We start from the raw sequence: 23,086 nt of genomic DNA, 5'->3' as shown, positions 1-23,086 counted from the left end.
GAGAGGGTGTTGGTGGATATGAAGTTCGATGTGGGTCAGTGATCAGCAGCAGCCGCCACCAGGCGTACAGCACGAGCCTGCTTTGATGCGCGGTTTCTCGGCGGTGGTCAGTGGCGCAGCGCCCTCGGCGGCAGGGGCAGGTGCGCAGCACACGTCCATGGCTAAGCACGCGGTGTGTTTGAGGCCTGTGTTTAAGGTCAAGGTGTGGCCATCACTGCTGCCTGCGGTGACGGGGTATTGCGACACCACACCCGCTTCGTGCTCAATCTCTACGGGCAAGTCGAGCGAGGGCAGCACATCACCTGCGATGCGCAAGATGTTGGCGAGCTTGCTGGTTTCTAAGCGGTGGTCCACATCGCTGTGCACCCAGGTTTGCAGCAGGCAACTCTCTTGGCTGCGCTTTGTTCCGCCGCAGTCGAGAAAGTTTTTGGTGACATGGCCCACTTCGGTGATGTGAAAGTGCGGGGCCACCGCTTCGCCGTTGGGCAACACAATGCGCAGGGCTTGGTGTGGGTGGGCTTCTAAAAGGCCTAAAAATTGATCAACATTCATGGCGTTTCCTTTGAAAAATTAACAACAGGTTTTCGATGTCTCGGGCACCACGGCGCACGATTGGCCTTGGCAGCAGTCTTGGGTGAGGTAGGTCAGCAAGTCGTTCATGCGTGCAAACTCGGCACGGTAAATCAGGTTGCGACCACTGGCCTCCGCGCTGACCAAGCCTGCATGGCTCAGATTTTTAAGGTGAAAGGACAAAGCGCTGGGTGCGATTTGCAACAAAGCGGCAAGCGCGCTCGGTGTCAATCCTTCCTTGCCAGCGACTACCAAAGCGCGAAATGCCCGTAAACGCTGGCCCTGTGCCAGCGCTGCCAAGGCTTCGACCACTTGTGTCTCGAGAATCTTTTGCTTTTTCATGTTTCAATAATACTTGAAATATTGAATTGATTAAGCGTCATATTTGTCACAGTTTCGTCACAATGGCTAGCTAAAGTCACAGCTGTTCTAACCAATTGAAGGAATCACATGAACACGAAACGCACATTCATCAAATCCGTGGCCGCTGCTGCTTTTGCCACTTTGGCCATGGGTTCTGCCTTCGCTGCCGACATCACTGGCGCAGGCGCAACCTTTCCATTCCCTATCTATGCCAAGTGGGCTGAAAGCTACAAAGCCGCTACAGGTAACGGTTTGAACTACCAATCCATTGGTTCTTCTGGTGGTATCCGCCAAATCAAAGCCAAGACCGTGACTTTTGGTGCAACTGATGCACCGATGTCCGGTGAGGACTTGGACAAAGAAGGCTTGGTCCAGTTTCCTGCCATCATCGGCGGCACTGTGCCAGTGGTGAACTTGGAAGGCTTCAAGCCAGGCGAATTGCGCATCACGGGTGTGGTGTTGGCCGACATGTTCTTGGGCAAAGTTGCCAATTGGAACGACCCAAAAATTGCAGCTTTGAACCCCGGTAAAAAATTGCCTGACCAAGCCATCACCATCGTGCATCGCGCTGACGGCTCTGGCACGACGTTCAACTTCACCGACTACTTGACTGCAGTCAGCAAAGACTGGTCTTCTACAGTGGGCAAGGGCGCTGCTGTCAAGTGGCCAGCTGCTTCCTCTGTGGGTGGTAAAGGCAACGAAGGTGTGGCGGCAAACGTCAACCGTGTCAAAGGTTCTTTGGGTTACGTGGAATACGCTTACGTGAAAAAGAACAACATGACTTTCATGCAGTTGCAAAATGCCGATGGCAAGTATGTGGCACCCGATGATTTGACATTTGCTGCGGCTGCGGCTGGTGCTGACTGGATGAGCGTGCCTGGTATGGGCGTGTCGATGGTCAACGCCAAAGGCGCTAACAGCTGGCCGATCAGCACAGCCTCATTCATCTTGATGTACAAGCAACCCACTGACAAAGCGGCTGCCGCTGAAGCTGTCAAGTTCTTTGATTGGGCGTTCACCAACGGCAAGAAGATGGCACAAGACCTCGACTACGTGGCTTTGCCAGATAGCTTGACGACTCAAATCCGCGCCAAGGTGTGGACACAAATTCAAAAGTAATTTGAATTGAGCTAATCAATTCCGTCGGCTTGGTTTGTACATGCCGACGGATTTTTAGTTTTTAAGAAGTAGGGTGTTTCTATGAGTCTAGGGTCCGTCATGAGCTCACACAATTTTCTAAAAGAAGAATCAGGTCAAGCCGTGAGTGCTGACATGGTGGCAGTTGCCAAGAAGCAGCGCACGCAAGATTTCTTCTTTCACCGCATCACGCAAGCGTTTTCATTGCTTGTGCTGGCGGCTTTGTTGGGCATCATCATTTCCTTGTTTGTGAATGCATGGCCCACCTTCCAAAAATTTGGTTTTAAATTTTTATGGCATGTCGAGTGGGACATCATCAATGAAGATTTTGGTGCCGCCATTGCCATCGTTGGCACCATGGCCAGTGCAGGCATCGCGCTGTTATTGGCCGTACCTCTGGCGTTTGGCGTGGCCGTATTTTTGACCGAGACATGCCCAACTTGGTTGCGTCGCCCGCTGGGTACTTCGATTGAGTTGTTGGCGGCCGTGCCCTCCATCATCTACGGTATGTTTGGTTTGTTTGTGTTTGCCCCTTTGTTTGCGGACTACGTGCAAGTGCCGCTGCAGCAAGTGTTGGGCGGCATGCCTTTGGTGGGATTTTTGTTTGGCGGTGCGACCAACGGCATGGGCATCTTGGCGGCGGGCATTGTGCTGGCTTTCATGGTGTTGCCGTTTGTCGCAGCGGTGATGCGCGATGTGTTTGAAATCACACCGCCCATCCTGCGTGAGTCTGCTTATGGTTTGGGTTGCACCACATGGGAAGTGGTGCGCCAGGTGGTGTTGCCCTACACACAAAAAGGTGTGATCGGCGGCATCATGTTGGGGCTGGGTCGTGCTTTGGGTGAAACCATGGCCGTGACCTTTGTGATTGGCAACGCCAACCGCATGCCCACCTCGTTGTTTTCTCCCGGCACCTCGATTGCCTCTGTTTTGGCCAACGAGTTCGGTGAAGCTGAGGCCTTGCATTTCTCCACCTTGTTTGCACTGGGCTTCTTGCTTTTTGTCATCACCTTTGTGGTGTTGGCCATGGCCAAGATGATGATCCTGCGTGCTGAAAAAGCCAAAGGCAATTAAGAGAACCCTATGGAAATGAACAATCAACTTTATACAAAACGCCGCATCACCAGCATGCTCGGCTTGGTGTTTTCCATGGCCGCCATGGCCATTGGCTTGGCCGTCTTGTTGTGGATTCTTTATGTGTTGTTTGCCAACGGCCTCTCGGCATTGGATGCGAACTTGCTGACCAGCGACACGCCAGCACCTGGCACCGAAGGCGGTGGTTTGCGCAACGCCATTGTTGGCAGTTTGATGATCGTGGGTTTGACCGTCTTGGTCTCTACCCCCGTAGGCATCTTGGCGGGGGTGTACTTGACCGAGTACGGTGACGAGAGCAAAACCGCTGAGCTCACCCGCTTTGTGACCGACATCATGTTGTCAGCGCCATCTATTGTGCTGGGCTTGTTTGTGTACGCGATTGCAGTGGCCACGGTGGGTAACTTTTCAGGCTACGCCGGTAGCTTGGCTTTGTCACTCATTGCTGTGCCCGTGATCATGCGCACCACCGAAAACATGTTGCGCTTGGTGCCTGGCAGCTTGCGCGAAGCCGCATTTGCTTTGGGCGCGCCGCGTTGGAAGGTCTCTACCTTCATCACTTTGCGCGCGGCCAAGAGCGGCGTGATGACGGGTTTGTTGCTGGCGGTGGCCCGCATCAGCGGTGAAACAGCGCCTTTGCTGTTTACCGCTTTGAACAATCAATTCTTCAGCACCAACATGGGGGCACCTATGGCCAACTTGCCAGTGGTGATTTTCCAGTTCGCCATGAGCCCCTATGACAACTGGGTTCGCCTTGCTTGGGCTGGTGCGTTGTTGATCACCTTGACTGTGCTTGTACTCAACATCTTGGCACGTGTGTTTTTCCGCGACAAAGTCAGCGCTTAATTTCAATTGGATTTACAAATGTCTGAAATCAAAACAGCACCCAAAAACGCCATCGAAGTTCGCGACTTGAACTTCTTCTATGGCAAGTTTCAAGGCTTGCGCAATGTCACCATGGACATTGCTGAGCGCAAGGTCACCGCGTTCATCGGTCCATCCGGTTGCGGTAAATCTACTTTGTTGCGCACCTTGAACCGCATGTACAGCCTGTACCCAGGTCAACGTGCCGAAGGTGAAATCAACTTTTACGGCCAAAACATTTTGGATGCGAAGCAAGATTTGAATTTGCTGCGTGCCCGCATTGGTATGGTGTTTCAAAAGCCTACCCCGTTCCCGATGACGATTTACGACAACATCGCTTTTGGCGTGCGTTTGTATGAAAACCTCAGCAAAACTGAGATGGATGAGCGCGTTGAATGGGCCTTGACCAAAGCCGCGTTGTGGACCGAGGTCAAAGACAAACTCGGCCAAAACGGCTTGTCACTCTCGGGTGGTCAGCAGCAGCGTTTGTGCATTGCGCGCAGTGTGGCGGTGAAGCCCTCGGTGTTGTTGTTGGACGAGCCAACCTCGGCGCTCGACCCCATTTCGACGGGCAAGGTGGAAGAGTTGGTGCATGAGCTCAAAGCCGACTACACCATTGCCATCGTGACCCACAACATGCAGCAAGCCGCGCGTTGTAGCGACTACACGGCTTATATGTATTTGGGCGAATTGGTCGAGTTTGGCGAGACCGAACAAATCTTCTTCAAACCCAATAAAACTGCCACAGAAGACTACATCACTGGCCGCTTCGGCTAATAGGAGAGATCACCATGCCAGAAAAACACCTGTCCTCACAATTTGATTCCGACCTCAATAACATCTCTTCACACGTGATGGAGTTGGGTGGTTTGGTCGAGTCACAAATTCGCCAAGCCGTGTTTGCTTTGTCTCAGTTCAGCCCTGAAGCGGCTGACGATGTGTTGGTGACTGAAAACAAAGTTAACAGCTTAGAGGTTGAAATCGACCGCGAAATCGCCTCAGTCATTGGCCGTCGTCAACCCACTGCACGCGATTTGCGCTTGCTCATGGCCATGTCTAAGACTACCGCCAACTTGGAACGCGTCGGCGACGAAGCGGCCAAGATTGCTCGCATGGTCAAGTCCATCATTGAAGGCTCTGCACCACGTTCCTTGCCATCCAGCGATTTGCGTGTTTCGGCTGATTTGGCTTCAGGTTTGTTGCGCAAAGCACTGGATGCCTTTGCACGCTTGGATGTGCCGATGGCGGTGAGTATCTTGCGCGAAGACAACGAAATTGACAAAGAGTTCGACGGCTTTGTGCGCAAGCTCATCACCTACATGATGGAAGACCCACGCACCATCTCGGCCAGCTTGGATTTGCTGTTCATTGCCAAAGCGATTGAGCGCATTGGTGACCACTCCAAAAACATTGCCGAATTCATCATCTACATCGTCAAGGGCGAAGACGTGCGTCATACCCCATTGGCCGATGTTGAATCCTCGATGAGCTGATTGAAAGTTTTTTGAAGATGAAAGTTGCACGCGTTTTGGTGGTTGAAGATGAGTCAGCGATTGCTGAACTCATTTCGATCAATTTGCGCCACAACGGCATGATGCCGATGTTGGCGGGTGATGGTGTGGCTGCGCAGAAGCACATCGACGAGGTGTTGCCCGATGTGATCTTGTTAGATTGGATGTTGCCTGGTCAAAGTGGTTTGGAGTTGGCCCGCCGTTGGCGTGCCGACCCACGGACCAAGACCACGCCCATTTTGATGCTCACCGCCCGTGGCGATGAGCCCGACAAAATTGCAGGTCTTGATGCCGGTGCGGATGACTACATCACCAAACCGTTTTCTACCCAAGAGCTGCTAGCGCGCATTCGTGCCGTGTTGCGACGCCGCGCCCCTGAGCAAGCCAGTGATGTGGTGCGCATTGGCGGCTTGCAATTGGATGGTTCGACACACCGTGTCAGCTTCAACGACCAAGGCATCAAGCTGGGCCCTACCGAATTTAAGTTACTCAACTATTTGATGCACCACGCTGAACGTGTGCACAGCCGCAGTCAGTTGCTGGACCGTGTGTGGGGTGATCACGTGTTCATCGAAGAACGCACGGTGGATGTGCATGTGAAGCGTTTGCGTGAAGCTTTAGGTGCAGCGGGTAACATGGTAGAGACTGTTCGTGGCGTAGGCTACAGAATCACTCATCAGTCCTAAAGCACCTGCAAGGTTTATGTGATCAGTCGATTTCTTTCATTTTTCTCTCTCTTAGCCTTTGGTGCCGCTATCGGTTTTGCATGGGCTGTGATCGGCGACAAGCCGCAACCTGTCATTTATCTGTTGGTTGGGGCGTTGACTGCAGGTGTCATCTGGATGCTGGTTGACGCGTGGCGTGGTTACCGAGTGCGCTCTTGGTTACGTCATGGTGATTTGGGCATCGTGCCGCAAATGTCTGGCTGGTGGGGGGTGGTCTTAGAGCGTGCGCGCAAGCTTTTACGCGAACGTGAACGCAGCATTGATGCTGGCGAGCAACGCTTGAAAGATTTCTTATCGGCTATTCAAGCTTCACCCAATGGCGTGGTGATGCTGGATGCCAATGCGCAAATTGAATGGTGCAATCAAACGGCAGCATCGCAGCTGGGCATTCACCCCGAGCGCGATGTCATGCAACGCATTGGCAATTTGCTGCGTGATCCGGTGTTCACTGCGTATATGGCAGTTGAGCAGCCCAATGAGCCTATCGTGATGGCGGGTCGCAAAGACCGGGTTGAACGTCCAGTGCGCATTTCCGTGCAACGCCATCGTTATGGGGAAGGTAAGCAGCTGTTACTCACCCGCGATGTCACGATGTTGGAGCAAGCTGAGGCCATGCGCCGTGATTTTGTGGCTAATGTGTCGCACGAAATTCGAACCCCGTTGACAGTGATGTCTGGGTTTGTCGAAACATTGCAAACGCTGCCATTGAGTGTCGAGGAGCAAAAGCGCTACCTGGCCTTGATGGCGGTACAAGCCATTCGGATGCAAGGTTTGGTGGAGGACTTGCTCACGCTCTCGCGTTTAGAGGGCAGCCCCATCCCTAATTTTTCTAACACGATGCGCGTGTCGAACTTGGTGCAGACGTGTGAATCAGAGGCGCGTGGTTTATCGGATGCAATTGCTCAGGGGGCTGCAGCTCAAATCATCCAATTTGAGATGAATCCTTTGCTTGCCCAAGCATCACTGATGGGGGATCCACGTGAACTGCAAAGTGCTTTGTCAAATTTAGTGAGCAACGCGGTCCGTTACACCCCGGCAGGGGGACATATCTATGTCAACGTTGATCAAGGTGTGGATGGCAGTTTGTTGATCTCAGTGCGTGACACGGGAGCGGGAATTGCTGCAGAGCATTTGCCGCGCTTGACCGAGCGTTTTTATCGTGTAGACCGAAGCCGTTCGCGCGAATCGGGTGGCACAGGCTTGGGGTTGGCGATCGTTAAACACGTGATGCAGCGCCATGGTGGTAGCTTGTCTATCACCAGTGAAGTGGGGCAGGGTTCGTGCTTTAAATTGGTATTTCCATCGACCCGGTGGCGCCTACCCGCTTAAGCTGGAACCGCGCGGCATTCTCCGCAAAAAAAATGGTTGGCATTTAAAAAGCGTCGAAATGAGCCGCTAGATCTTGGCTTGTGCGTGCCGCATTTGATGCAGCTCATCATCTCACCGGTTCTGCCTGTGCCTTCAAAAGGAGAGCCATTTTTCTTTTTGCTGTAACGCAAGCCATCGTCTTTGATTTCAGAAGATTCGTGTTTGTGATAAGTCATAGCTGTGTTTCTCATTGTTTTTTAAGACGTCGTTTCTCGAAATGCTTGAGCAACACATACGTGATCAAACCGATGAATGCAGAACCTAATAAAAACCCACCATATGCCAGCGGCCAAGGCGTACCTTCCGTCATCATGGAAAACTCAGACATGCCACCCACGCCAGCCAAGATGTTGATAGGCATGAACACCACACTGAACACAGTGAGCTGATTCACGCGTTTGTTTTGGTTGATATTGATGAAACCAATCGTGGCATCCATCAAGAAGTTGATCTTGTCAAACAGGAAAGCCGTGTGGCTGTTCAACGAATCAATGTTGCGCAAAATTTGCTTGGCATCTGAAATCTGATCCGGTGTGAGCAATCGACCGCGCATTAAAAAACTCAAGGCCCGTTGTGTATCAAGAATGTTGCTGCGAATGCGACCGTTTTGATCTTCTTCTTCTGCGATGTCGGCCAAGATTCCGGCAGCCTCTTGATCGGTGATAGCTTCACTGAGTACATGTCTGCCTACCACGCCTAGCTTTGCATAGATGTTTTCCAAAGAGTCTGCTGATATCTCAACATCTGCACCGTAGAGGTCTAATAACAAGTCAATGCAGTCAGTGACGTAATTAGGCTGCGTGAGGGCGCGTCGGCGCTGTAGCCTAAATACAGAAAGTTCTTCGTTGCGTAAAGAAAATAAAATTCCACCATGCAAGATAAAAGCAACCGGAACGCTTCTAGAGTTGCCATCACGGTCCAATAAAAAGTTGGAATGCAAGTGAATGTCGTCATTTTCTTCAACGTGAAATCGAGCGCTTACCTCCAAGTCGGTGGCTTGAATAGGGTCTGGTAATTCAACGCCAAAATGCGATCCAACAAATACACGTTCAGCTTTGCTGGAGTTGACCAAATCAACCCAAATTGGTTTTGCACCCTCTAGGTCTTTGCGGCCAGACAGTGGAATACTTTTGAGTCGACCGTCAACAAGTTGATAAACATTGATCTTGCTGTCTTCAAAACCAGGTTGTCGATCGCCTGCAATGTCGATGCGGCGTTCGTCCGAGATTTCCCACAGCACATCGTTTTCACGCTCTGCGGGAATCTTGTGCCAAAGTTTTTGTGCTTCTTCGAGCGGTAATGCGTCAAGATAGCTGCCGATTTCGGTGGCACTTTGCTTGGCAATAAAGTTTTGCAGTTCTGCATCGTGTTGTTTTTGAAGCAAGGATTCAACAAAGTCATGCTTGTGCATGTGTTGGCTGTGGACCATGCCATCGACTAACTTTTGTTTGTTCAACATATCGATTAAATTTTTCAGTGACATGCAACGTAATGACAGGTTTATTTACCTGACGAATTTATTAAATTTTTATGACATGGTGATGAATATTGGGACTTATAGCGTCCTCATCCACAGGATCAAAATATTTTCTCGGGTGTAATCCTCAGCCCAAACGAAATCCAACGTGTGTCGTTGGTGCTATTGAATTGACGGCCCATGGTGGTGTCGAGTTGAAACAAATGAGGAATGATGGTGTAGCGTGCGCCAATTTGCCAATAAGGTGTGCTCTTGTTGTCGCCAAATGATTCGGCGATGAACAAGAGACGTGATGTGGCTTGCACCTCTGCACCCCCACCCCAAGTCGCGCGGTTTTCAGCGGTTGCTTTGTCTCTTAACCAACCCATATTGGTATGAAAAATCACCTTGTCGTCGAGCGTCGAAAATGACACGGGAATATAGGCGTATGTGTTGCCCAATAAGTTTGGCCCAGGTGCAATGTCAGGGTGGTTCACTTTGCCGAGAGCAAGGCCCCACCCCCATCCGTTGGTGGTGAGTTCGCGAAATAGGGTCTTGCCTTGAAGGATGAAATCTTGCGTGGCAATGCCCCCCTCATTTTTTGCTGTTCCTGTGCCTGCCGTGATCTCAAAGTTACCCGTCAAATTACAAGCGGGAAGTATCCAGAATTCATGGCTTTTTTGGTAAGAACGCGACCAGCTTTCGAGTTGACAGCTTTCAGCGCTGGTTAATCTTGCGTCATCGGTGACGAATGGTCTGGCTGCAAAACTTGGCTCAGAGGTTGTGAGAAGCAGTCCCAGTAATAAACGACGAATGCTCATGAAGGCCATCACGCGTGAGCTTTTCTAAAAGTATTGTGAAAACTTCAAGAAAAGTGCGGTGAGCCAAATGCTCATGCAAAGCAGAATGCTAAGCAGCACAGCGGCGCTTCCTAAGTCTTTGCAACGCTTAGAAAGATCGTGCCACTGTGGGCCCACACGATCGATGGCAGACTCTAAGCCTGTGTTTAAAAGTTCGACTGTCAAAACAAAAATCACCGATCCTGAAAGAACTGAAATTTCAACCCAGTTGCTACCTAAAAAAAACGACAACGGAATTAATACGAAAGCAAGATAAGCCTCTTGCTTGAACGCGGGTTCATGCATGGCAGCTTGCAAACCTTGTATGGAATAGCCAAATGCATGGATGACGCGGTTCAAGCCACGTCTTTGCTTTTGCAGGTTTTCATGAATCTGATTCATGGTTTGTTAATTTACAAATGATTTGTGACGTTGGCGTGAAATTCAGACAGTTGCTGGTCATCCATAGATTTCTGGGACAACCATGTCGTCTGGTACGGGATGGCGGATGTAGTCCGGATTCCTCACGCGCGCAGGCAAGTCAATTTCTGGATGCGCGATTTCGTGGTAGTTGAAATGCGTGAGCAAGTGGTGAATGCAATTCAGACGTGCACTCTTCTTGTCCACCGCTTGCACCACCCACCATGGCGATTCGGGTGTGTGTGTGCGCTCGATCATGGTTTCTTTGGCGACCGTGTAGTTTTCCCAACGGCGACGGCTTTCTAAATCCATCGGGCTGAGCTTCCACTGCTTCAGGGGGTCGTGAATACGACCTAAGAAGCGCGCGTGTTGTTCATCGTCGGTGATGGAGAACCAATACTTGATGAGTGTGATGCCGCTGCGCGCCAACATTTTTTCAAACTCAGGCACGGTGCGGAAAAACTCTTCGTACTCGTCGTCGTTGCAAAACCCCATCACACGTTCGACGCCTGCGCGGTTGTACCAGCTGCGGTCAAACAACACAATCTCACCAGCAGCGGGCAAATGGGCTACGTAGCGCTGAAAGTACCACTGCGTTCGCTCGCGGTCGTTGGGGGCGGGTAGGGCAGCCACACGACACACGCGTGGGTTGAGGCGTTGGGTGATGCGCTTGATCACACCGCCTTTGCCTGCGGCATCACGACCTTCAAACAAGATCACCACTTTTTGCTTGGTGGCCACCACCCAGTCTTGCAGCTTGACCAATTCGCCTTGCAAGCGCAGCAATTCGCGGAAATATTTCACGCGGTCTGTGTTGCTGCCTTCTTCGTCGATAGACATTTCAAGCTCTTCGTCCAGCGTGTCCAAAAGGTCATCGCGCAGGCGTTGAATTTGTTCTTCATTCAGTTGGTGTTTGTCAGCCATGGTCATTTCCTTTATGCACATCATGGCTATGCACTGTTTCAGTTTGATGACGCAATGTCATCGAATATTCACATGACAGATTTACATTTTTTGAATTCTGTTCTTCGCCAACTCTGAAGAGGTGTTCTTATTACTTACTACCGCCTAATTCCACTTTTGGCTCTTTCACTCTTGTTTTCAGGATGTGCTGTTCGTCCGTTTGTGGTGGACCAAACGGCGCAAGCCTTATCGGCACAACCCATGTCCAGCGAAGATGATTTGCAACTCGCACGTGAGGCCAGTGCTTTTTATCTCAAATTTTCAGAGTCGGTTTTGAAAGAAACACCGGGGCATTTGAAATTGGCGGAGTCGGTGTCTGCGGGGTTCACCCAATACGCTTATGCCTTCGTCGCTTTCGATGCCGAAAAGATAGATACAAAAAATCCGAAAGTGGCGGCCCAGATGCGCGAACGTGCTGCACGTTTGTATGCACGTGCACATCGCCACGCGATGGTGGCGCTTGAGCGCAGTCACCCAGGTTTTGGGGATGCCTTGCGAAAGCCCGATACCAAGAACCCATTGCAATTGACGAAGACGCAAGTGCCTTTGGCTTATTGGGCGGCAGCCTCTCTCGGTGGCTGGATTTCAATGTCTAAAGACGCCCCAGATTTGGTGGCTGATTTGCCACTGTCCATGCGATTGGCCGAGCTGGCTTGGCAAACCAACCCCACGTATGGGCAAGGTGCGTTGGCAAGTTTGATGGGCACTTTAGAAGCGGCCAAGGTGGGCGGTTCACGTCCAAAAGCACAGGCTTATTTCGACCAAGCCATTGCCTTGAGCCAAGGCAAAGAGGCGGGGCCACTCGTGGCCAAGGCCGAGGGTGTGGCGCTGCCCGCTGAAGACCGAAAGCAGTTTGAACAGTTGCTGCAACAAGCGCTGGCGATTAGCCAAGCGCACCGCAGTTTGCAAAACGAAGTGATGCGCGAGCGTGCGCAATGGTTGCTCTCATCTGTCGATGAACTTTTTTGAAAGCCTTGAATGTCTCCATTGATTAAATCGTTTTTACAAGTGTGTGTTGCCGCAAGTTTTCTGTGCGGCCAAACTGTGTCATGGGCGGCACCTGACAAACAGTTACGTTTAGGAACTTTGGCTCCTAAAAATTCGCTGTACCACCGCCAATTGATGGAGGTAGGTGAGGCGTGGCGCGCTGCGCAAGGTGGCAATGCCAAGTTTGTCGTGTACCCAGATGGCAGCCAAGGCGGTGAGACCGAGTTGGCACGCCGCATGCGCATTGGTCAGTTGCAAGGCGCTTTGTTGTCGGTGGTGGGTCTGCGTGAAATTGAACCGTCGATTGCGGCTTTGCAATCCATGCCCTTGTTGTTCAAGTCGTGGGAAGAGGTGGACTATGTGCGCGAAAAAATGCGCCCTGCCATGGAGAAAAAATTTCTCGACAAAGGTTTCGTGGTGTTGGCTTGGGGTGATGCGGGTTGGGTGCGTTTCTTTTCAAAGGACCCAGCCTTCAAACCTGAGGACTATCAAAAAATGAAATTCTTCGCGTGGGGTGGTGAGGCCGACCAGCAAGAAATCATGAAGAGCATGGGTTACACGCCTGTGCCGCTAGAAACCAGCGACATCTTGCCTTCGGTGCAGACGGGCATGATCAATGTGGTGCCATCCACACCTTACTTTGCTTTGGCCAGTCAGGTCTACACCATGGCCCCCAATATGCTGGAAATCAACTGGGCCCCGATCGTCGGTGCGCTGGTGATCACCAAAAAATCGTGGGACGACATGACGCCCGAAACACAAGCTGCCGTGCGTGCAGCCAGCGACAAAGCAGGGGCACAAATTCGCACCAAAGCGCGTCAAGAAGTGGAAGAGGCTGTGGATGCGATGAAAAAACGTGGCTTGGTCGTCAACAAACCCAATGCCGAGCAAATGCGCGCTTGGAACGACTTGGCCGAAAAACTCTACACACGCATTCGCGGCACCTTGGTGCCCGCCGAAACCTTTGACGAGGTGTTTCGCCACTTGAAGGCATACCGCGCAGGAAAAACCAAATGATGAGTCGACTGCTTCGTGGCTTGACGCAGGCCGATGCCGGTTTGGCTGCTTTGGCTTTGGTCTTGATGGCGGTGATTCCGTTGGTCGAAATTTTGTCTCGGCCTTTGATGGGCAAGGGCATTGACAACGCACCGGTGGTGGTGCAGCACTTGGGTTTGCTGATGGCCATGTCCGGTGCGATTGCCGCTGAGCGCTTTGGACATTTGACGAGCTTGGGTGTGATGGTGCCTCGTTTTTATGTGCTGGGACAGTTTGGTGCTGCCGCTGTGTGCGGCGTGTTGGCTTGGGCGAGTGGTGCATTGGTGTTCAGCGAAATGTCCGCTGAACAAATGTTGGCTTATGGCATGCCTGTGTGGTGGTTTCAAGCCACCATGCCTGTGGGGTTTGCGCTCTTAGGGCTGAAGTTGGGGGCGCGTTGCAGCCAGCAGATTGGGGCTAAGTTCTTATTCGCGCTGAGTGCGCCTGTGTTGGGCGCTTTCCTGGCGTACAGCTTCGATGGTGACGCGTTGCCATTGTGGCCCTGGGTGATTGGCTTGGTGTTGATGCTGTCGTTTGGTGCACCTATTTTTGCGGTGTTGGGTGGTTTGGCCTTGGCGCTGTTTTGGCAAGAAGGTTTGCCATTGGCATCAATTGCCTTGTCGCATTACCAAATCACGGTCAACCCGTCATTGCCAGCGTTGCCGCTGTTCACGTTGGCTGGGTTGATATTTGCAGGCACAGGGGCTGCGCAGCGTTTGGGTGCTGTGTTTGTCGCGCTATTTGGCGGTGGAAAAACAGGAACGGTCATTGCTGCCACGGTCTTGTGTTCGTGTTTCACGGCGTTCACGGGCGGCAGTGGGGTGACGATTTTGGCTTTGGGTGGTTTGTTGTTGCCTTTGCTGCAAGGCGTGGGTTACCCAGAGCGCAAAGGCATCAGCTTGGTCACCAGTGCCAGTGCGCTGGGCGTGTTGTTGGCGCCCTCGGTGCCACTCATCATGTACGCCATCATTGCGCGTGTACCGATCAACACCATGTTTTTGGCGGGCATCGTGCCAGCGGTGGTGATGGTGGTGTGCTTGCTTATTTTTGGTGGTTATTTACGCAACGATGGCAATCGTCAAGAGTCCACAGCGGGACCTGCGTTCAACATGGCTGGGTTGCGTCATGCCGCTTGGGTTGCGAAATGGGAGCTGTTAGCACCTGTGGTCGCAATTGGCTCTTTGGGCACTGGCTTTGCCACGCCAACCGAGAGCGCCGCGCTCACCGCGATTTATGCCGTGCTCACGCAAGCGTGGGCACATCATGAGTTGGATGCCCAAAAGCTCGGCGCGTGTTTGTCGCAATGCACCCAAATCATCGGCGGCGTGATGTTGATTTTGGGCATGGCGTTGGGCTTGACCAATTATTTGGTGGATGCTGGCATTCCAGACTTGGCCACCGAATGGGTGCAAAGCGTGACGCAAAACAAGTGGGTGTTCTTGTTGGCGCTCAATGTGTTTTTGTTTGCTGCAGGGGCGTTGATGGAAATCTATGCCGCCATTGTGGTGCTGGTGCCTTTGTTATTGCCTTTGGCCATCAGCTACGGCATTGACCCAGTGCACTTTGGCATCATCTTTTTGGCCAACATGGAGATGGGCTTCTTGTGCCCACCTGCCGGGATGAACATTTACTTTGCATCGGCGGTATTTAAGCAACCCATTCGCACCGTGGCCGCTTCGGTAGCTCCTGCATTGGTGGCTATCTTTGTTGGAACCTTGATGATTTCATGGCTCCCATTACTGGCGACAGGGCTGCCAAGTTTGATGGCTTCATTTATGCGCTGAGCAATTCCAATTGGCTGCTGACGCTTTTGTGCGACAGATGCGCCAAGGTTCTGCGAGAGTGTCCTTCGGGGGAGAGGGTCGTGCCCACATGAACCTTGGCGTGAATGCCAGAGGATGCCATGACTTGGTGAAGGGATTGGACAAAACCAATGTCACCGATGAAGGCCGCTTTGAGACACAGAGCACCCGTTTGTGGGTTGGTGTAGCGGATGGCCAGAGGTTGTACTTGAATGTTGTGATTGATGGCGGCTTCAAACAAGTTGGCATGAAACAAGCTCACCACATGGCCTTCGCTGCTCGTGCCTTCAGGAAACCCAGCCACGCAATAGCCGTGATGCAGCGCACTCGACACATCGTCCACCATGCGTCGTGCAGAACTGGGTGAGCCGCGATCGACAAAGACAACACCACAGGCTTTGGCAATGCTGCCCACGATGGGCCAGCTTCTCACTTCAGATTTGGCGATAAAGATGCTGGGTTGAATGGTTTGAATGATCAGCGCATCCACCCACGACACATGGTTGGCCACCAGCAACCGCGGGATGTTGATGTTCTCTGTCGGAGGGGGGATGGCTTCGTGTACCACTTGGATGCCGATGATGTTCAGCGTCTTTTGAGACCAATCTTTGATCGCTTGAAGCTTTCGCTCCTTGCTGAGTTTTGGGAATTTGATCCACAAAATCCAAAAGGCGTGACCAAAGGCGTGAATGAGTCTTAAGTATTTCAGCAGCATAGTTGGCGGGTAAGCATAGACATGCTGCATGACAGATTTGTGAACATCATGACGGAAGTTGTCACGAATATTTCACACAATCTTCGCGGTTAATTCACATGCCCTGATAAGAATCTATGCATTGAATTACCAAGGAGCAACCATGAAAGAACTGCCAAACCCAACCATGCCGCTGTCGTTCATCGATATGCCCCGGGGGTCACTTCATCGAAACGATCTTGACGCTCAAAAAGTTTCTATCTCGCCCCAAAAAACTGAAGCTCGCTCAGCCCTGATTGTTGAATGGGCCAAGCACCAAGACGAGGTGCGTGAAGCACAGCGCCTGCGTTATGACGTGTTCGCCACCGAGATGGGCGCACGTTTGAAAGACAGCATTCCAGGTCATGACATTGATTTGTTCGATGATTTTTGCGAGCACCTCATCATCCGTGACGATGTGACCGAGCAAGTGATTGGCACCTACCGCGTGTTGACACCTGCACAAGCCAAACGCATCGGCAGCACCTATTCAGATTTGGAATTTGATTTGACCCGCTTGCGTCAATACCGCGAACGCATGGTTGAGTTGGGCCGCAGCTGCGTACACCCAGAGCATCGCCATGGTGGTGTCATCATGGCTTTGTGGGGCGCCTTGGCTGAATTCATGGTGCGCAACAAGTTGGATGTGATGATTGGCTGTGCCAGCATTCCCATGCTTCACCAAGGCGTGGTGAGCGGTGAAGTGGCCGCCAGCATTTGGCATCAGCTGAAGAAAACACATTTGGCGGGTGTCGAAAACCAAGTGACACCACGTTTAGCCTTGCCTGTGGATCAATGGGAAGTGAACCCCGCTTTCGAGCCACCCGCTCTGATCAAAGGTTATTTGCGCTTAGGTGCCAAAGTGTTAGGTGCACCCGCATGGGACCCAGACTTCAACACCGCTGATTTACCCATGTTGATGAAAATCAACGACATGCCACCGCGCTATCGCAAGCACTTCTTGGGCGCTTGATGCATTACAGAGCCATCTTCATCTCTGATTTGCACTTAGGCACGCCCGGTTGTCAGGCAGACGCGTTGTTGGATTTTTTGAAAGAAAACACCAGCGACTACTTGTACCTTGTGGGCGACATCATCGATGGTTGGCAATTACGTCGCCGTTGGTATTGGCCTCAAGCACACAACGATGTGATTCAAAAGTTGTTACGCAAAGCACGCAAAGGGTGTCGCGTGATTTATGTGCCAGGCAACCATGACGAATTTGCACGCCATTTTTTAGACCACCATTTTGGTGGCATTGAAGTGGTGGAGGAAGCGGTTCACAAAACGGCCGATGGCCGTCAGCTGTGGGTGATTCATGGCGATTACTTTGATGCCGTGGTGCAGCAAGCCAAGTGGCTCGCGTATGTGGGTGATTATTTGTATGAGTTCACGCTCAAGCTGAACCGTTACTTAAACAACATGCGCGGTCGATTGGGGTTGCCGTATTGGTCGCTCTCGGCCTACTTAAAGCACAAGGTGAAAAAGGCCTTGAACTACGTCACTGACTTTGAAAACGCTGTGGCGCATGAAGCTGCTAAGCACGGCTACCAAGGCGTGGTGTGTGGCCACATTCACCGCGCTGAAATTCGCGATGTGAATGGCGTGTTGTATTGCAACGATGGTGACTGGGTAGAAAGCCGAAGCGCCTTGGTGGAAAACGAGCAAGGGGAGCTGTCCTTGCTGTACTGGCAGACAGAGCCCGTGGTCATTGCTAAACCTCAGTTGGTCAAAGTCGCATGAAAATTGCCCTCATCACAGACGCTTGGCGTCCTCAAATCAATGGGGTCGTGACGACCTTGGTCGAACTGGTGGAGCAGCTCAATGCCAAAGGTCATGTGGTGGAGGTGATTCACCCTGACTTATTCAAAACGCGTCCATGTCCTGGTTATGCGGGCATTGATTTGGCTGTCAAACCTTACCCACAATTGGCGCGTCAGTTGGATGCGTTTGCTCCTGATGTGATTCATGTGGCCACAGAAGGACCATTAGGCTGGGCTGCGCGAAAGTATTGCTTGAAGCACAGTTTGCCATTCACCACGGCATTCCACACCCGATTCCCAGAAGTCTTGAAAGCGGCTTTACGTATACCGCTTTGGATGGGTTATGCCATCTTTCGTCACTTTCACAAACAATCAGCTGGGGTATTGGTTCCTACGCAAGGTGTGATGCGTTTGTTAGATGGTTGGGGTTTCAAAAATTTACGCAGCTGGACGCACGGTGTAGACATGCGTTTGTTTGGCTATGCAGACACGGTTGCTCAACATCCTGACCTCAATGATTTGCCACGCCCGATCGCCTTGTATGTGGGACGTGTGTCGTATGAGAAAAATATCGACAGTTTTTTGGCAATGCCTTGGCACGGCAGCAAAGTGGTATGCGGTGTGGGGCCTCTTGAGAAAGAACTGAAAAACAAGTTTCACCACGTGCGTTGGTTAGGGGTATTGTCCCGTGATGAACTGGCTCGTGTGTACGCCAGTGCTGATGTGTTCACGTTTCCCAGTCGCAATGAAACCTTTGGCTTGGTCATGCTCGAAGCCATGGCCTGCGGCACACCTGTGGCCGCTTACCCTGTAGATGGCCCCTTAGAGGTGTTGCGTCCTGATGCGGACTACCCGCACCAACGCAAGGGAGGTGTGTTGCACGAAGACTTGGCTTATGCCAGTTTGGAAGCTTTGAAAGTGCCACGCTCAGAAGCGCGTGTTCAAGCGCTCTCTTTCAGTTGGGATGAGTCAACGCGACTGTTTGAGCAGCATTTAGTTCGAATCCGCCGCAACATTTGTGTGGGCGAGGAGGTTCATCCGTGAGCCCCCTCTATTTTTTACCCAACAGCATCAGCGACCCTAGCTTTGAAACTTATTTGCACGACACGCATCGCTTGATGGATTACCGCGATGTCAAAGAGCAGTTGCTACCCAAGCTGATCGAATCTATCGATGCTTTCTCTCAGCACATGCATTGCCGGTTTACTTGCACCAATCGCTTTGAGGGGCAATTCCCTGCCATACGCATTCAGTCGCCTGTGGGCTTTGTGCCAGATGTGATTCATATTAAGTTTCCACACCGTCACGAATCGTTCGTGGTCAAGCAAGCCGGTCAAGAATCGAAGCTGCAGGGGATGGAAAACTTAAGCAATCACTTGCGTGTCATTCTGATGATGGGGCTTGCACATTGGCAACCGACGTGAATAACTACTCAAATGCCGCATGACTCTTGGAGTCATTTTTTTTGCCTGAACGTCATTGAATTGACTTCATTTCTTCTTATTCCTTTCATCATGTTCTGCAACGATGAACGCATTCAGGAGGAAATTTATGCGAGTCACCGTCATCGGTTCTGGTTATGTGGGTTTGGTCACAGGCGCATGTCTGTCTGACCTAGGTTTCAAAGTGGTATGTCTTGATAAGGACGAAGACAAGGTCAAGATGCTGCAAGCTGGCGAGGTGCCTATTTACGAGCCTGGCTTGAAAGAGTTGCTGTCACGCAATCATGCAGAAGGTCGAATTCGTTTCACCACCGATGCGCAGCTGGCCATTGACCATGGCGATATTTTGTTCATCGCGGTGGGCACACCCGCACAAGAAGATGGTTCAGCAGACTTGGCGCATGTGCTGTCTGTGGCTGCCATGGTGGGACGCAATCTCAAAGACTTCAAGCTCATTGTGAACAAATCGACCGTGCCCGTTGGTACAGCTGACCGTGTGCGTGCTGCCGTGAAACACGAGTTGACACAACGCGGCATGTCCAGCGAAATGTTTGATGTGGTGTCTAACCCTGAATTCTTGAAGGAGGGCGCAGCCATTGATGACTTCATGCGTCCTGATCGCATCGTGGTTGGCATTGATGATGGCATTCATCACGAAAAAAGCCAACGGATGATGGGCGATTTGTACGCCAGCTTCAACCGTCACCATTCACGCACGGTGTGGATGGATGTACGCAGTGCAGAGCTCACCAAGTACGCCGCCAATGCCATGCTGGCCACACGCATTTCTTTTATGAATGAGATTGCCAATTTGGCCGATGCACTGGGTGCCGATGTGGACCAAATTCGTCGTGGCATTGGTGCAGACAACCGCATTGGTTACAGCTTCTTGTATGCGGGCTGTGGTTATGGTGGCAGCTGCTTCCCCAAAGACACACAGGCCTTGGTCAGCACGGCACAGGCACACGGTCAACTCATGAGCGTGGTCAACGCCACCGAGCAAGTGAATGAACGTCAAAAGACATTGCTTGTAGATCGTTTGGTCAAACGCTTGGGGGATGACTTGACCGGTCGAAAAATTGCTGTTTGGGGCTTGGCTTTCAAACCCAACACCGATGACATGCGCGAAGCACCGAGCCGTGTGGTCATCAAGAGTTTGTTAGAGCGTGGTGCTCACGTCACGGCCTATGACCCTGTGGCAGGTCACGAAGCGATGGTGGCTTTGAAGCTGGACTGTGCAGGTCAAGAGGCCTTGTTGAACAACTTCAACTTGGTGGCGCATGACATGGATGCTTTGCATGGTGTGGATGCTTTGATGGTGTTGACCGAGTGGAAAAATTTCCACAATCCAGACTTTCAAGCCATGAAGTTGAGCATGCGCACGCCGTACATCTTGGATGGTCGTAATTTGTACAACCCCGATGCCTTGGCTGATTTAGGTATTGCGTACCAAGGTATCGGGCGTCGCAATGAGTTGATCAACCTCAGCGTTGAACCTGTGATGCTGGAGACGCCCGCACTCAATGCCTAAAGGCTTTTACTTTTTAATTGGTGCCCAGTTCGCCTCTGGCCTCGCCGACAACGCACTGCTCATCCTAGGCATTTACTTTTTGAATGAGCAAGGCTACCCAGGGTGGTGGGCACCTTTGTTGAAGTTCTCGCTGACATTGGCGTATGTGCTCTTGGCCTCCGTGGTGGGGCCTTTGGCAGATGCGTTTTCTAAAAGCCGTTTGATGGCGTGCATGAACGCACTCAAGATGGCTGGCGTGTTGCTGCTGTTGGCGGGTGTTCACCCCTTGTTCGCTTTTGCATTGATCGGGCTTGCCGCATCGGTGTATGCGCCTGCAAAGTATGGATTGGCCACCGAGGCTGTGCCTGCACGTTTGTTGGTACGTGCGAATGCGTGGATAGAAGTGTCGATGGTGCTGTCGGTTATTTTTGGCATTGCCTTAGGCGGCGCATTAACGGGTTTGTCTGAGGTGAGTGCACCGATAGTTTTTGTGGTTTCCACCCAAACATGGCCTGCCATGGCGGTAGTGATTGGCGTGTATCTGACAGCTGCCATGTTGAATGTCGGGCTCATACCCATGGATAAACGTGGGCCTATCGAGCCGTTGACATGGCATGCGGTGCGAATCGGTACGTTTTGGAAATCCAATCAAAAGTTGTGGCGTGATCCACTCGGAGGTGTGTCGTTGTATGTCACCACCTTGTATTGGGGTGTGGGTGCGGTGATGCAGTTTGCTGTGCTCTTGTGGGCGCAGGGTTCGTTGGGCATGACACTCAAGTTCGGGGCTTACTTGCAAGCCTTGGTGGCCGTTGGTGTGGTTTTTGGGGCTTACATGGCTGGACGGTCATTCAAGCTGCACTCGGCCCGACAGGCTTTGCCTTGGGGCTTGTGGTTGGCGGTGTTGCTGCCGTTGATGGTCACCATTTCAAACCTGTGGCTCGCCATTGCGCTGTTGCTGTGCGTCGGTGTGGCGGGCGGCATGTTGTTGGTGCCCATGAATGCCTTGTTGCAACACAGGGGCATGCAAGTGCTCAGCTCAGGACGGTCAATTGCGGTTCAAGGCTTTAACGAAAACCTTTCCGTGCTGTTGATGTTGGCCGCCTACAGTGCTTTGTTGGCTTTTGGAATGTCATTGACTTACATCATGCTGCTGTTGGCGGTCCTGCTGGTTGCAGGCATCGCGCCGCTTTGCCTGCTGCTTTGGCGTCAGTTCCGCTGATTACCCCATCTCGATGGTGCGCTGAAAGATGTCTTCCACTTGTGCCGCAATTTCATCCCAGCCCAGGTGCGCCACGCTGGCACGTGTGAATTCACGTGCCAGACGCAAGGTGTTGGTCTCTCGGGTGATGTCCACGGCACGTTGGATGTAGGTCTGTGGCTCGTTGCTGTCAACCAGCCAACCATTTTTGTGATTTGTGACGAAGTCGCTGGCGGCTGCGCAGTCAAACGCCAACACGGGAGTGCCACTGGCTAAGGCTTCTAAGGTGACATTGCCAAAGGTTTCCGTCAAGCTTGGAAACAGCAGCAAGTCTGCGCTGGCGTACAAGGTGCTTAATTGATCGTGGCTACACATGCCCATGAAGATGGCATCTGGGCACTTTGTTTGAGTCAACGCGCGCATGGGGCCATCACCTGCAAACACCATCTTCACGCGCCGGCCTGCGGCGATGAGGGCTTGGTAGGTTTGAATGGTCAGGTCTAAATTCTTTTCAGCCGCCAATCGACCGACCGACAGCAGCACCATCGTGTCAGGTGTGACGCCCCAGCTGGCTCGCATCACGTCGCTGTGCTTGTCGGGGTGGAACAGGTGAGTGTCCACGCCGCGTGCCACCACTTTGAGGTTTTTAAAGCCCATGGCGTCCAGTTGATACTTCATGGCTTGTGTGGGCACCATGGTGAAAGCCGTGCGGTTATGGAACTTGCGCAGGTAGGCCACGATGGGTTTGCTTAACCACCCCACGCCGTAGTGCTGACAGTAGCTGTGAAAGTTGGTGCGGAAATCTGAGGTCACAGGCAAGCGAAGAATGTGCGCCGCTTGCAACGCCGACCAGCTCAGCGGACCTTCTGTGGCAATGTGTACCAAGTCGGGGCGCTTGATGCTCCAAGCTTTGAGCAGGGCTTTTTTGCTAGGCAAGCCCAGCTTGAGCTGTGGGTAGCGTGGAATCGGTAGCCCGCGCAACAGCAATTCAGACCAACCCGTTTGTTCATGTCCTTCGTCATTTTTGTCTTGACGTGGACGAATCAGCTGAATGGTGTGGTGACGCAGACCCAAATGATGAACCAGTTTCGCCAACGTGACAGCCACGCCATTGACCTCAGGGGGCCAGGTTTCGGTCACAACGGCAATGCGCAAGAAGCGTTGTGCGGGTTCAAAGTTTTCAACTGTGATGGGTATGTTGGGTGATCGTTCCATGCAGCCATGTTTGCTGTTGAATTTAACAACTTGATGACATGACAGGTTTTTGATGTTTTTATTTCACCTGCATTTCTTATCTGTTGTCATTGT

At 52.0% G+C, this 23,086-nt stretch carries 24 protein-coding genes; 16 read left to right on the top strand and 8 right to left on the bottom strand.

All coding sequences use genetic code 11. From position 1 onward, the window contains the following. Window positions 1–42: 42 nt before the first annotated feature. Together B9Z44_RS01035 and B9Z44_RS01030 are read right to left on the bottom strand one after the other, a co-directional pair. Entirely contained in the window at window positions 43–552 is a 510-nt protein-coding gene (locus B9Z44_RS01035; RefSeq protein WP_199220189.1) for a DUF6428 family protein, read from the bottom strand. A gap of 18 nt (window positions 553–570) precedes the next feature. Further along, window positions 571–912, bottom strand: a complete 342-nt coding sequence (locus B9Z44_RS01030) for an ArsR/SmtB family transcription factor (protein ID WP_425437128.1) — start codon at window positions 910–912, stop codon at window positions 571–573. A 108-nt stretch (window positions 913–1,020) separates the two neighbouring features. Between B9Z44_RS01030 and pstS the strand changes: the two genes are divergently transcribed. From pstS to phoR, 7 genes are all read left to right on the top strand, one after another. After that, window positions 1,021–2,052: a phosphate ABC transporter substrate-binding protein PstS gene (pstS, locus tag B9Z44_RS01025; protein ID WP_108401460.1), complete on the top strand. Its 1,032-nt coding sequence runs from the start codon at window positions 1,021–1,023 to the stop codon at window positions 2,050–2,052. Window positions 2,053–2,151: 99 nt separating this feature from the next. After that, complete coding sequence (gene pstC, locus B9Z44_RS01020) at window positions 2,152–3,144, top strand: phosphate ABC transporter permease subunit PstC (RefSeq protein WP_211308665.1); 993 nt, start codon at window positions 2,152–2,154, stop codon at window positions 3,142–3,144. A gap of 9 nt (window positions 3,145–3,153) precedes the next feature. Further along, on the top strand, window positions 3,154–4,008 hold the full coding sequence (pstA, locus tag B9Z44_RS01015; RefSeq protein ID WP_108401458.1) for a phosphate ABC transporter permease PstA: 855 nt from the start codon (window positions 3,154–3,156) through the stop codon (window positions 4,006–4,008). 18 nt (window positions 4,009–4,026) lie between these two features. Beyond that, complete coding sequence (gene pstB / locus B9Z44_RS01010) at window positions 4,027–4,803, top strand: phosphate ABC transporter ATP-binding protein PstB (protein ID WP_108401457.1); 777 nt, start codon at window positions 4,027–4,029, stop codon at window positions 4,801–4,803. Between the two features lie 14 nt (window positions 4,804–4,817). Further along, entirely contained in the window at window positions 4,818–5,519 is a 702-nt protein-coding gene (phoU, locus tag B9Z44_RS01005; RefSeq protein WP_104797256.1) for a phosphate signaling complex protein PhoU, read from the top strand. A gap of 17 nt (window positions 5,520–5,536) precedes the next feature. Continuing rightward, window positions 5,537–6,223 (top strand): phosphate regulon transcriptional regulator PhoB, encoded by a 687-nt coding sequence (phoB, locus tag B9Z44_RS01000; RefSeq protein WP_108401456.1) that lies wholly within the window; start codon window positions 5,537–5,539, stop codon window positions 6,221–6,223. A gap of 18 nt (window positions 6,224–6,241) precedes the next feature. After that, the gene (gene phoR, locus B9Z44_RS00995) at window positions 6,242–7,591 is read left to right on the top strand and encodes a phosphate regulon sensor histidine kinase PhoR (RefSeq protein WP_245912736.1); all 1,350 of its coding nucleotides are present in this window, start codon (window positions 6,242–6,244) and stop codon (window positions 7,589–7,591) included. 226 nt (window positions 7,592–7,817) lie between these two features. Here the strand turns inward: phoR and B9Z44_RS00985 are convergent, their stop codons facing one another. From B9Z44_RS00985 to ppk2, 4 genes are all read right to left on the bottom strand, one after another. After that, the gene (locus tag B9Z44_RS00985) at window positions 7,818–9,089 is read right to left on the bottom strand and encodes a CorA family divalent cation transporter (RefSeq protein WP_211308664.1); all 1,272 of its coding nucleotides are present in this window, start codon (window positions 9,087–9,089) and stop codon (window positions 7,818–7,820) included. Window positions 9,090–9,208: 119 nt separating this feature from the next. Then, window positions 9,209–9,907, bottom strand: a complete 699-nt coding sequence (locus B9Z44_RS00980) for a hypothetical protein (protein ID WP_108402753.1) — start codon at window positions 9,905–9,907, stop codon at window positions 9,209–9,211. Between the two features lie 24 nt (window positions 9,908–9,931). After that, a complete protein-coding gene (locus tag B9Z44_RS00975; protein WP_108401453.1) occupies window positions 9,932–10,327 on the bottom strand; it encodes a diacylglycerol kinase in 396 nt (131 codons plus the stop codon). Between the two features lie 57 nt (window positions 10,328–10,384). Continuing rightward, window positions 10,385–11,269: a polyphosphate kinase 2 gene (gene ppk2 / locus B9Z44_RS00970; protein WP_211308662.1), complete on the bottom strand. Its 885-nt coding sequence runs from the start codon at window positions 11,267–11,269 to the stop codon at window positions 10,385–10,387. 156 nt (window positions 11,270–11,425) lie between these two features. Here ppk2 and B9Z44_RS00965 point away from each other — a divergent pair, with 156 nt between their 5' ends. Genes B9Z44_RS00965 through B9Z44_RS00955 form a run of 3 tightly spaced genes read left to right on the top strand, consistent with a single transcriptional unit; the run spans window position 11,426 to window position 15,114 of the window. Continuing rightward, entirely contained in the window at window positions 11,426–12,277 is an 852-nt protein-coding gene (locus tag B9Z44_RS00965) for a TRAP transporter TatT component family protein (protein ID WP_245912735.1), read from the top strand. Between the two features lie 9 nt (window positions 12,278–12,286). Further along, window positions 12,287–13,312 (top strand): TRAP transporter substrate-binding protein, encoded by a 1,026-nt coding sequence (locus B9Z44_RS00960; protein ID WP_108401451.1) that lies wholly within the window; start codon window positions 12,287–12,289, stop codon window positions 13,310–13,312. Next, window positions 13,309–15,114: a TRAP transporter large permease gene (locus B9Z44_RS00955; protein WP_108401450.1), complete on the top strand. Its 1,806-nt coding sequence runs from the start codon at window positions 13,309–13,311 to the stop codon at window positions 15,112–15,114. The genes B9Z44_RS00960 and B9Z44_RS00955 overlap by 4 nt, the downstream gene beginning before the upstream one ends. On the opposite strand, the gene B9Z44_RS00950 is transcribed toward B9Z44_RS00955, so the two are convergent. After that, window positions 15,104–15,847: a lysophospholipid acyltransferase family protein gene (locus tag B9Z44_RS00950; protein WP_170108451.1), complete on the bottom strand. Its 744-nt coding sequence runs from the start codon at window positions 15,845–15,847 to the stop codon at window positions 15,104–15,106. The two genes, B9Z44_RS00955 and B9Z44_RS00950, sit on opposite strands and share 11 nt — an antisense overlap. Window positions 15,848–15,989: 142 nt before the next feature. Between B9Z44_RS00950 and B9Z44_RS00945 the strand changes: the two genes are divergently transcribed. The 6 genes from B9Z44_RS00945 (at window position 15,990) to lplT (ending at window position 21,799) form a co-directional block, all read left to right on the top strand. Further along, window positions 15,990–16,838, top strand: a complete 849-nt coding sequence (locus B9Z44_RS00945) for a GNAT family N-acetyltransferase (RefSeq protein WP_108401448.1) — start codon at window positions 15,990–15,992, stop codon at window positions 16,836–16,838. Continuing rightward, complete coding sequence (locus B9Z44_RS00940; protein WP_108401447.1) at window positions 16,838–17,608, top strand: UDP-2,3-diacylglucosamine diphosphatase; 771 nt, start codon at window positions 16,838–16,840, stop codon at window positions 17,606–17,608. The genes B9Z44_RS00945 and B9Z44_RS00940 overlap by 1 nt, the downstream gene beginning before the upstream one ends. Beyond that, window positions 17,605–18,672 carry a glycosyltransferase family 4 protein gene (locus B9Z44_RS00935; protein WP_108401446.1) on the top strand — a complete coding sequence of 356 codons (1,068 nt, stop codon included), beginning with the start codon at window positions 17,605–17,607 and terminating at the stop codon, window positions 18,670–18,672. The genes B9Z44_RS00940 and B9Z44_RS00935 overlap by 4 nt, the downstream gene beginning before the upstream one ends. After that, the gene (locus B9Z44_RS00930; RefSeq protein ID WP_108401445.1) at window positions 18,669–19,052 is read left to right on the top strand and encodes a hypothetical protein; all 384 of its coding nucleotides are present in this window, start codon (window positions 18,669–18,671) and stop codon (window positions 19,050–19,052) included. Before B9Z44_RS00935 ends, B9Z44_RS00930 begins: the two co-directional genes overlap by 4 nt. Before the next feature lie 127 nt (window positions 19,053–19,179). Beyond that, window positions 19,180–20,601, top strand: a complete 1,422-nt coding sequence (locus B9Z44_RS00925) for a UDP-glucose dehydrogenase family protein (RefSeq protein WP_108401444.1) — start codon at window positions 19,180–19,182, stop codon at window positions 20,599–20,601. After that, a complete protein-coding gene (gene lplT / locus B9Z44_RS00920; protein WP_108401443.1) occupies window positions 20,594–21,799 on the top strand; it encodes a lysophospholipid transporter LplT in 1,206 nt (401 codons plus the stop codon). The genes B9Z44_RS00925 and lplT overlap by 8 nt, the downstream gene beginning before the upstream one ends. Here the strand turns inward: lplT and B9Z44_RS00915 are convergent, their stop codons facing one another. After that, window positions 21,800–22,993, bottom strand: coding sequence for a glycosyltransferase family 4 protein (locus B9Z44_RS00915; protein ID WP_108401442.1), 1,194 nt, complete (start codon window positions 22,991–22,993; stop codon window positions 21,800–21,802). It abuts the gene before it with no gap. Window positions 22,994–23,086 lie beyond the last annotated feature (93 nt).

Source organism: Limnohabitans curvus, from assembly GCF_003063475.1.
GTDB classification, from domain to species: domain Bacteria; phylum Pseudomonadota; class Gammaproteobacteria; order Burkholderiales; family Burkholderiaceae_C; genus Limnohabitans; species Limnohabitans curvus.
The sequence above is the reverse complement of the archived record's forward strand: the minus strand, read 5'-3'. Positions and strand labels throughout refer to the sequence as shown.

Excerpts from the sequence above, each read along its gene's own strand:
- B9Z44_RS00940 (WP_108401447.1), top strand. The coding sequence starts at position 16,838 with ATGCATTACAGAGCCATCTTCATCTCTGATTTGCACTTAGGCACGCCC.
- B9Z44_RS00945 (WP_108401448.1), top strand. The coding sequence starts at position 15,990 with ATGAAAGAACTGCCAAACCCAACCATGCCGCTGTCGTTCATCGATATG.
- B9Z44_RS00950 (WP_170108451.1), bottom strand. The coding sequence starts at position 15,847 with ATGCTGCTGAAATACTTAAGACTCATTCACGCCTTTGGTCACGCCTTT.
- B9Z44_RS00935 (WP_108401446.1), top strand. The coding sequence starts at position 17,605 with ATGAAAATTGCCCTCATCACAGACGCTTGGCGTCCTCAAATCAATGGG.
- B9Z44_RS00925 (WP_108401444.1), top strand. The coding sequence starts at position 19,180 with ATGCGAGTCACCGTCATCGGTTCTGGTTATGTGGGTTTGGTCACAGGC.
- pstA (WP_108401458.1), top strand. The coding sequence starts at position 3,154 with ATGGAAATGAACAATCAACTTTATACAAAACGCCGCATCACCAGCATG.
- B9Z44_RS00915 (WP_108401442.1), bottom strand. The coding sequence starts at position 22,993 with ATGGAACGATCACCCAACATACCCATCACAGTTGAAAACTTTGAACCC.
- B9Z44_RS00980 (WP_108402753.1), bottom strand. The coding sequence starts at position 9,907 with ATGAGCATTCGTCGTTTATTACTGGGACTGCTTCTCACAACCTCTGAG.
- B9Z44_RS00985 (WP_211308664.1), bottom strand. The coding sequence starts at position 9,089 with ATGTTGAACAAACAAAAGTTAGTCGATGGCATGGTCCACAGCCAACAC.
- pstS (WP_108401460.1), top strand. The coding sequence starts at position 1,021 with ATGAACACGAAACGCACATTCATCAAATCCGTGGCCGCTGCTGCTTTT.
- phoB (WP_108401456.1), top strand. The coding sequence starts at position 5,537 with ATGAAAGTTGCACGCGTTTTGGTGGTTGAAGATGAGTCAGCGATTGCT.
- B9Z44_RS01035 (WP_199220189.1), bottom strand. The coding sequence starts at position 552 with ATGAATGTTGATCAATTTTTAGGCCTTTTAGAAGCCCACCCACACCAA.
- lplT (WP_108401443.1), top strand. The coding sequence starts at position 20,594 with ATGCCTAAAGGCTTTTACTTTTTAATTGGTGCCCAGTTCGCCTCTGGC.
- B9Z44_RS01030 (WP_425437128.1), bottom strand. The coding sequence starts at position 912 with ATGAAAAAGCAAAAGATTCTCGAGACACAAGTGGTCGAAGCCTTGGCA.
- B9Z44_RS00975 (WP_108401453.1), bottom strand. The coding sequence starts at position 10,327 with ATGAATCAGATTCATGAAAACCTGCAAAAGCAAAGACGTGGCTTGAAC.
- phoU (WP_104797256.1), top strand. The coding sequence starts at position 4,818 with ATGCCAGAAAAACACCTGTCCTCACAATTTGATTCCGACCTCAATAAC.
- B9Z44_RS00955 (WP_108401450.1), top strand. The coding sequence starts at position 13,309 with ATGATGAGTCGACTGCTTCGTGGCTTGACGCAGGCCGATGCCGGTTTG.
- pstC (WP_211308665.1), top strand. The coding sequence starts at position 2,152 with ATGAGCTCACACAATTTTCTAAAAGAAGAATCAGGTCAAGCCGTGAGT.
- B9Z44_RS00960 (WP_108401451.1), top strand. The coding sequence starts at position 12,287 with ATGTCTCCATTGATTAAATCGTTTTTACAAGTGTGTGTTGCCGCAAGT.
- pstB (WP_108401457.1), top strand. The coding sequence starts at position 4,027 with ATGTCTGAAATCAAAACAGCACCCAAAAACGCCATCGAAGTTCGCGAC.
- ppk2 (WP_211308662.1), bottom strand. The coding sequence starts at position 11,269 with ATGGCTGACAAACACCAACTGAATGAAGAACAAATTCAACGCCTGCGC.